Origin of the sequence: Vibrio sp. V03_P4A6T147 (assembly GCF_002241085.1) — a bacterium.
GTDB classification, from domain to species: Bacteria; Pseudomonadota; Gammaproteobacteria; order Enterobacterales; family Vibrionaceae; genus Vibrio; species Vibrio anguillarum.
This window is the reverse complement of the sequence record NZ_NDIO01000106.1, coordinates 1-6,890: the sequence shown is the minus strand read 5'-3', so window position 1 is coordinate 6,890 and position 6,890 is coordinate 1. Positions and strand designations below refer to the sequence as shown.

The 6,890-nt window shown below is 44.2% G+C and carries 6 protein-coding genes; 1 reads left to right on the top strand and 5 read right to left on the bottom strand.

Going from position 1 to position 6,890, the window contains the following annotated elements:
• The first annotated feature begins 147 nt into the window (after nucleotides 1-147).
• The gene (locus B9J84_RS04165; RefSeq protein WP_017047902.1) at nucleotides 148-1,293 is read left to right on the top strand and encodes a Na/Pi symporter; all 1,146 of its coding nucleotides are present in this window, start codon (nucleotides 148-150) and stop codon (nucleotides 1,291-1,293) included.
• 103 nt (nucleotides 1,294-1,396) lie between these two features.
• On the opposite strand, the gene B9J84_RS04160 is transcribed toward B9J84_RS04165, so the two are convergent.
• The 5 genes from B9J84_RS04160 to rppH are packed head-to-tail and all read right to left on the bottom strand — an operon-like array spanning nucleotide 1,397 to nucleotide 6,678.
• Entirely contained in the window at nucleotides 1,397-2,248 is an 852-nt protein-coding gene (locus tag B9J84_RS04160) for a thymidylate synthase (protein WP_094123600.1), read from the bottom strand.
• Nucleotides 2,249-2,263: 15 nt separating this feature from the next.
• Entirely contained in the window at nucleotides 2,264-3,067 is an 804-nt protein-coding gene (gene lgt / locus B9J84_RS04155) for a prolipoprotein diacylglyceryl transferase (RefSeq protein WP_013857591.1), read from the bottom strand.
• 43 nt (nucleotides 3,068-3,110) lie between these two features.
• A complete protein-coding gene (locus tag B9J84_RS04150; RefSeq protein ID WP_013857592.1) occupies nucleotides 3,111-3,902 on the bottom strand; it encodes a sulfite exporter TauE/SafE family protein in 792 nt (263 codons plus the stop codon).
• Between the two features lie 8 nt (nucleotides 3,903-3,910).
• Nucleotides 3,911-6,157: a phosphoenolpyruvate--protein phosphotransferase gene (gene ptsP, locus B9J84_RS04145; RefSeq protein ID WP_088720923.1), complete on the bottom strand. Its 2,247-nt coding sequence runs from the start codon at nucleotides 6,155-6,157 to the stop codon at nucleotides 3,911-3,913.
• Nucleotides 6,158-6,159: 2 nt separating this feature from the next.
• Nucleotides 6,160-6,678: an RNA pyrophosphohydrolase gene (gene rppH / locus B9J84_RS04140; protein ID WP_010319133.1), complete on the bottom strand. Its 519-nt coding sequence runs from the start codon at nucleotides 6,676-6,678 to the stop codon at nucleotides 6,160-6,162.
• Nucleotides 6,679-6,890: the final 212 nt, after the last annotated feature.

Below are 6,890 nucleotides of genomic sequence, written 5' to 3'. Positions count from 1 at the left end.
GAATTAAAAGTCACCGTGAAACTTGTTTTTATCAGAGTTATCAATGAGAAACTCACTGTCATATAAATGAAATAATTATTCTCTACTATCTCGCTCAGATTCAACAACAGACCGAACAACACTCAAAAGGTCAATGGAGAAAAGAAAATGAACCAAGCGACAACTACTGCTGCACCCATTGCGAGTACCACTCGTTGGCTGCGTTGGGCGAACTTGGCATTCATGCTCTACCTACTGCTACTTGCAGTGGCGATGGTAGGTAGTGGATTTAAATGGGCGACAGGTGATCAAGCTAAGGTACTGTTTGAGTTTGCCTCACACCCAATAGCGGGGTTGATGATAGGGTTAGTCGCCACAGCATTGATTCAATCTTCAAGCACCGTAACCTCTATCATTGTCGGTCTTGTGGCTGGCGGATTACCTGTTGAAATGGCGATCCCAATGGTCATGGGTGCCAATATTGGCACCACAGTAACCAACACGCTTGTTAGCCTTGGACACGTTCGTTGCCAAGTCGAATTTAAACGCGCTTTTGCAAGTGCAACAATTCACGACTTCTTTAATCTTTTGGCGGTACTGATTTTCCTACCGTTAGAGATGATGTTTGGTATTTTAGAGAAAATTTCTCATTGGCTTGTGTCACCTTTGCTCTCTACTGGTGATATGAGCATGAAAGGACTCGATTTTATCAAACCTATCACGAGCCCAATTATCACGGCACTAAAAGGCCAGCTGATCACTTTTGGTGAAGTTGTAGGTGGCGTGATGTTGATTGTTCTTGGTATTGCGACCATTTTTGTGGCTATCACTGTCATGGGTAAGCTCATGAAGAGTTTGATGGTGGGTCGTGCGAAAGAGATACTCAAAGATGCCATTGGACGCGGACCGCTGCACGGTATCCTTTCAGGTTCAATCGTCACTGTATTGGTTCAATCTTCTTCAACTACCACCAGTTTAATGGTTCCGCTGGTCGGCACTGGTGTATTGAAAGTACGCGATGTTTACCCATTCACTTTAGGGGCTAATATTGGCACTTGCATTACCGCCCTACTCGCGGCAACGGCCGTTTCTGGTGAGTTTGCGGTATTTGCCTTGCAAATTGCTTTAGTCCACTTAACCTTTAATGTATTAGCCACTGTGTTGATCTATGGTGTTCCGTTTTTACGTGAACTGCCAATTAAAGGCGCAGAAATGATTGCTGAGATGGCAACAAAGAATAAAGCGGTCGTTGCGGGTTATTTACTATCGGTCTTTATCATTATGCCTGGCGGTATACTGGCACTAACGGCTTAAGTAACGAACAAACCACACGACAGATCAAAAAAAATCCCTGAGCAACGCTTCGGGGATTTTTTACAACTAGAAAACAGTACTTTTTAATAATGCGAGAGAGCAACTAAACCGAAAACGGGTACTGGATGGCATCATGGCATTGGTAGCCTTCAATCCAGAAATCATCCAAGGTAACCCAAGTTTCAAGATCTTCTAGCGTTTTAATTTTCGGGTTGATATGAAACTTCGCCATAGGTAGTGGATCACGCTTAAGTTGTACATCTTTCATCAACGCCAGTTGGTCTTCATAGATATGCGCATTGACGATCTTATGGTAGGCCACGCCCGCTTTTTTGCCGGTAATTTGCGCCATAATTGCGAGGAACACGTAGACCTGAACCATATTAAAATTCAAGCCAAGCGGGACATCACACGAGCGTTGCGTACTATTGAGATACAAAGTATCACCCAACAACGAAAAGTGATGACTGTACATGCAGGGGCGCAAGCAACCCATATGAAACTCACCTGGGTTGTAAAAGTTTAGGATTTCGCCTCTATCATCAACGCCACGTGAAAGATCATCAACAATCTTACGCAGTTGATCAATCTGCCCACCATCCGCCTTGGCCCACGCACGTCCTTGAACTCCATACACGCGGCCCATATCATCTTCACCTTTGCGGTATGGATTGTTAAGCCAAGCTATATTTAAATTCGCATTCGCATCCCACGTTTTGGTTCCTAAAGCGCGAAAATCGGCTGCATTATCGTAGCCACGAATATAACCAAGTAGCTCAGCAACTGCGGCTTTCCAGAAGCTTTTACGCGTTGTCACTAACGGGAATTGATTCTGACCTACATCATAGGTGAGATCAGCGTTAACCACCGTTAGGCAGCGTTTGGCGGTACGTTCATTTTCGATCCAAACGCCCTCATCAACAATTCGCTGACAAAGTTCAAGATACTGTTTCACAAACTATCCTTAACACTATTGAGTCACTTTATGGTTAACCTTGTACGCCCATACCATCATCAGTGCACCGACAATGATCATCGGTAGCGACAGGATTTGCCCCATGGAGATAAATCCAGCGAACAATCCTAATTGTGCATCAGGTTCACGAACATATTCGACAAGGAAACGGAATGTTCCGTAGCCTATCAAAAATAGCCCTGAGACTGAACCAATTGGCCGATTTTTGCGGATAAACAGGTTCAATATAATAAACAGCACAATCCCTTCTAAGAAAAACTCATAAAGCTGTGATGGATGACGAGGCAAAGGCCCGCCGTTTGGAAAAATGATCGCCCATGGAACATCGGTTACTCGCCCCCACAATTCACTGTTCATGAAGTTGCCTAGTCGTCCCATGCCTAAACCAAATGGAACCAAAGGAGCCACAAAATCGGCGACACCAAAAAACGTCCGGTTATTTTTACGTGCATACCAAAACATTGCACTGATCACGCCAAGTAGACCACCATGGAAAGACATCCCGCCTGTCCACACTTTAAAGAGATAGAGCGGGTCTTGGAGAAACAGATCAAAATTGTAAAACAACACATAACCGACACGACCACCAATGACCACCCCTAAAAATCCAGCAAACAGCAAATCCGAGACTTGCTCACGAGTCCAGCCACTATTTGGTTTGTCCGCTCTGCGATTGGCAAGCCACATCGCAAAAACAAAACCAACTAAATACATTAAGCCGTACCAGCGAATGGATATAGGGCCAATCGCAATCAGCACGGGATCAATATTTGGGAACTGTATAAAACCCTGAGACATAAACGTGTTCTCTTACTAAAAATGAGGTGAAGATAATAAGTGATTAAAACAGCATAGTTGCCGCTATAACCATCAGAAAAACGGAGAATATTTTTTTCAATACCGCCGTCGGTAACTGAGTCGCGTAACGCGCTCCTAATCGAGTAGTGAGAATTGAGGTCGAAGCAATGGCGACTAACGCAGGCAAATAGACATAGCCAATGCTGTAAGGTGGTAAATTCTCCACTTGATAACCGTGCAAAATAAAACCAATCATGCCAGAGATTGCGATCACACACCCACAGACAGAAGAAGAACCGACGGCTTTACGCATTTCAACGCCATGACGATTCAAAAAAGGAACGGAGAGCGAACCGCCACCAATTCCCGCTAAACTAGAGACAATACCAATACCACTGCCACATAGCATGGTCACCCACGCACCGGGCATCGATCTTTGCATTTGCGCTTTTATCGATAAAAACATTTGAATCGCCAGGCAAAAAACAATCACGCCAAATACTTTCGGTAGATATTGAGTCGGAATCACATCTGCGATCATTGAGCCAACAAACCCACCGACGATAACGCCGGGCATGAGCCACTTGACGACAAACATATCCACATTGCCCAATTTAAGGTGATTTAATGCCGAAGAAGCCGAAGTAACAATGATGGTCGCTAGCGATGTCGCTAACGCTAAATGCATACTAAGTTCGGGGGAAATACCCGCCTTGGGAAGCAAAAGAAGCAACGCCGGAACGACAATTAAACCACCACCAATGCCCAGTAAACCAGCCATAAAACCAACGACTGAGCCCAATAACACCAGCAACACCATCAACTCAAAATTCACATTGCTTCCTATTTTTTGCCTGCGCGGATAAAGCCAGCAAAGCCTTTATCTTCAAAGTATGAGTGCATCATATTATAAATGTCGTTGCCGTAAGGTTGCATCAACGCTTTGTCAGCAAGTTGTCGTAACTGTCCTAATTGAGAGTGCCTCACTAAATATTTGACCTTGGCTACGTTGGAGGTATTCATACTTAGCATGCGATAACCCAAACCAATTAATAACAGTGAACCGATAGGGTCTCCGGCCAACTCACCACACACGCAAACAGGTATACGATGAGACTGACAAGTCTCTAAAATCTGTTTAAGCGCCATCACCACCGCTGGATGCATGGAGTCATAGACATCAGCAACATGTGCATTGTTCCGATCAACGGCCAACAAATATTGGGTTAAATCGTTGGTTCCAACCGAAACAAAGTCCACTTTGCTCGCAATCAATGGTAGAAGATAAATCATCGATGGTACTTCAATCATAATGCCAATCTTGGGCATTATGATCCGATCATCAACGCTAGAGACTTCTCGATACGCTTGCTCAATCAACCGCATTGCGTCGTCCAACTCTTTCGTTCCTGAAATCATGGGCAATAAAATGCTGAGATTTTGGTTATCGCCGCTGGCACGCATCATCGCCCGCAGTTGAATCAAAAAGATATCGGGATGATCGAGCGTAAAACGAATGCCTCGCCAGCCAAGAAAGGGATTGTCTTCTTCAATGGGTAGATAAGGCAGTGCTTTATCGCCACCAATGTCTAACGTTCTCATCACCACCCGTTTATCAGGATAAGCGTTCAAAACGCTGCGATACTGCTGCACTTGTTCTTCTTCTGATGGAAAGCGATGTTGCAGCAAAAAGGAAATTTCGGTTCGATACAGCCCGACACCATCAACCCCTTGGTTAATTGCGATGTTGGTATCCGCGCTTAATCCAGCATTGAGCATCACTTCAATACGTGTGCCATCTTGCGTAAAAGGAGCTTCTGCAATGGTTTCATTAACCATTTGAGAAAGTTCGCTTTCTTCATAAGCTAAAGCGCGATATTCCGCCAGAATTTGTCTATTTGGTGAGATAAAAACCTTGCCGCTATAACCATCGACAATGCCCTTTTTACCGTTGATCTCCTTGAGATTAAGTGAAATTCCCATCACTGCAGGAATGCCCAGCGCCCGTGACAATATTGCTGCGTGGGAATTGGCAGCCCCTTCTAAAGAGACCACCGCCAGTAATTTATCTTTAGGAATAGCGGCGAGAATTGAAGCAGTAAGTTCGCGTACCACCAAAATGATCGGTTTATCAAGTTGCTGCTGATCATGCTCAGTGTTGTGCAAAAAAAATAGCAGTCGCTGACCTAGCTCACGAATATCCTGTGCACGCTCACGTAAGTAAACATCTGACATCTTCGCAAAACGGTTGGAATAACTCTCCACAACCTGCCGTAATGCCCAATCTGCACGATCGCCTTTTTGGATCTGGCTTTTCAGATCGTTGCGTAGCATCGGATCATTGAGTAGATGAGTAAAGAGATCGAAGATGGCTAACGCATCTTTATTAATATCACTATCGAGTTTTTTTCTTAAACGACGAAAATCGTTCAAGGCGCTTTCTACCGCCAGCACTAGCCACTCTTGTTCTCGTTCAATATCGAGCGTTGAGGCGGGGTAAACATCAGACAGTTGAGGCTGGGTGTCATCCCACCAAAACTCACCAATCGCGATGCCAGATGACGCAGCAATGCCACTGGTGGATAACTGCTTTTTCGAAAGCAGCCACTGCCCTTGTGTTTGAGCATGAGCAATAATCACGGCCACTTGCGCCGCCAGAGTGACAATAAAAGACTCTTCCATCTCACTAAATAAGCGAGGTGTTTTTTGCTGCACGACCAAGACACCCAATACTCGCTTGCGATGAATAATCGGCGTACCAAGAAAGCTTTGATACACCTCTTCGCCAAGCTGTTTGAAGTATTTAAAATTAGGATGTTTCGACGCTTCGGCAATGTTGATTGGCTCAGCTGAACGTTTCACTAAGCCCACTAAACCTTCGTCAAAACCGATGTGGATTTTGTCGCCTTTGAACTTTAAGCCTTGCGTTGCCATCAGTTCTAGACGATGTTTTTCTTCGTTAGCAAGATAGACAGTGCAACACTCGGTACTCATCGCATTGCACGTTTGCTTAACCAAAATATCCAAGGCTTGGTGTACATCTTCTACCTTGGATACTTGTTCAACTATTTCCCTTAGCTGAGAGAGCATGTCTATCCTCTTTTATTTTTGCGCTTACCTTTGTTATTACGTTCTTTAAATGGCATCGCGAATGATGCAAACTCTTTCATGGCGCGACGATAAACATCTCGCTTGAAAGAGACTACTTGCCTCACTGGATACCAATAACTGACCCAACGCCAACCATCAAATTCAGGGGTACTGCCGCGCTGCATGTTGATTCTTGATTCATCACACTCTAAGCGCAGAAGAAACCATTTCTGTTTTTGCCCAATACAGACAGGTTGAGAATCCCAACGAACGAGCCGTTTTGGTAATTTATATCTTAACCAATGACGGCTTGTTGCTATGATTTTCACATCTTTCTTTGTAAGCCCAACCTCTTCGTAAAGCTCTCTAAACATCGCTTGTTCAGGAGTTTCATCGTCGTCAATTCCACCTTGTGGAAACTGCCAAGAGTGTTGTCCGTATCGTTTCGCCCAGAATACCTGACCATGGTTGTTACAAATCACAATACCAACATTGAGTCGGTAACCATCGCCATCGATCACTGGCCAACCTCTAGTAAAATCTTAATTGCTTTGATTTTTCCACATATCCCCAATAGGAGCAAACTTACTAGTGTGATTAACACGAGATTTATGTGTTCCTAATCATTAATTGGATAACTTTTCATCAAATTTAAAGTTATCAACAAAATAATGCGACACCAGCCACATTTATTCACCTTTTCTGTGAGTAACTATGTGAAGAATCTCTAGAT